The organism is Mucilaginibacter sp. P4_G9 (assembly GCF_056400985.1).
In genome coordinates, this window is sequence record NZ_JBFUKF010000669.1 from 1 (window position 1) to 1,744 (window position 1,744).

The window sequence follows — 1,744 nt, forward strand, 5'->3', positions numbered from 1 at the left end:
TAGTAGCTGTACCGCTAAGCTCAATTTTAGCATTGTCGCTTACGTTAACATTGGCATTGTAAGTTTCAAGTTTCAATTTAGCAGTTGCATTGTTATGCAGGTTAACTTCCAGGTCAATAGCAGATACGTTACCAAATGATTTAACTTCGGCATTGTCATAAGCGCTGATGGCATGCAGGTCATTTGCTGTTACCCAAACTACCAGTTTTTCTTTGGTATATGATGCAATGCGTAATACTCCTTTTGAGCTTTGTACCAGTGCGCCTTCGGCATAGTATTTATTGTAAACCTTAACCTGGTCGGTTGTACCGGCAGATACATAAAGCTCCACATTACCGCGGATCTCGATCTTGTTGATATTGCTTACATCGGTTAAAACGGTAGCAACAGTTTTAGTATTTTTTGTAGATGCGAAAGTTGAGTTTGATAAACCGGCCACTAAAATTAATGAAGCAGCGATGGTAAATAATTTTGTTTTCATGATATTAATATTTTGATTGTCAAGTAATTGTATTGTTATATTTTTAAATACACCAATAAGACGCCCCCGTTTTTAAAACGTTACATGCATTTTGGCTGAATTAGACGTACCCCCTGTTTTCCTCGGCGAACGGGGTGAAATCATCGGTGAATGGCGGGATTATTTTTGAAGGAGAAGACGCAATATTATAACTATAGCTGTTTATATGAGCATACAGCTACCCGAAAACAAAAGTTTCTGTTATGATTTAGAAGGATAGCGCCAAACTGATCCTTAACCTGGGAATTGTTTATTAAAGATCTGCTTAAAAAGTTACACCCAATTGCAGGCCGGTAGTTACAGAAACCGGCTGGTTATTGCCAAACCTTACCGGCAAGGGCACCGAAACAAAAAAACCGGCATCCTTACCCTTAAAAACCACCTGGTTAAAAACCGGTGTAAACCCAAAACGGCCATTTGTTTCAAAAGCCATACGGCCAATAAAGGTAAAGCCATGTTTAAACCGAAACATGGCGCCCGGATGAAATAAAACAGAATTTACTTTTGATATATTTTTTTCTGTGCGGATTGCAGGTGCAATCTCAAAGCTCACACCAAAGTGGTCGCTTTTTAAAATATTAACTCCAAAGGGAAAGGCAATGGTGTAGATGTCAGAAAAATTGCTGGTGACCCCATCTTTATTCCAGCTTGCAACAGGATTTAAAACACTAAAGTAACCGGTAACTTTAGGATAATTTGCCGGCTGCTGTGCATGGCTGATTTTTGCGGCTCCTAAAATGAAAATTACAATGATTATATATGGTTTGTATAGCTTTATAGGTAAATGCATGCGCAATAATATAAAAGCGTCCCCTGTTAAAATTGTATAAATTTAACTATTGGTATCCTTTTTACTTTTCGGATGATTTTTTATACCGGAAGGACTTTCCACTGTGTTAGCGCGCTTAATCTGCGTCGTATTTATTGAGCTAAAATGCATTCCCTAATACATAACAAAAAACTCAATTTTTGATATAACAGATAAAAGTCAGACCCAAAAACATTTATACTTTCGAATACTGTATAAATAATTAAAAAAACATTTATTTAATGTATAATAAATAATATTAAAGTTATTATTGAATACCTTTGCCCGGATTATTAAGTAATTATTGAATAATAAAACATATTACCAAATTATAAATTTAAAAACCCTGCAAACAATGAAAACTATTAAAACCCTGATTTTATTAACGCTAATGACGGGCGTAATCACCTTAAATT

The 1,744-nt window shown here is 35.6% G+C and carries 2 protein-coding genes; both read right to left on the bottom strand.

Annotated features, from left to right (window positions below):
* On the bottom strand, window positions 1-481 hold a 481-nt coding region (locus AC1DPZ_RS26555; RefSeq protein ID WP_477409164.1), incomplete at its 3' end, for a GIN domain-containing protein.
* Window positions 482-785: 304 nt separating this feature from the next.
* A complete protein-coding gene (locus AC1DPZ_RS26560) occupies window positions 786-1,310 on the bottom strand; it encodes a hypothetical protein (RefSeq protein WP_477409166.1) in 525 nt (174 codons plus the stop codon).
* Window positions 1,311-1,744 lie beyond the last annotated feature (434 nt).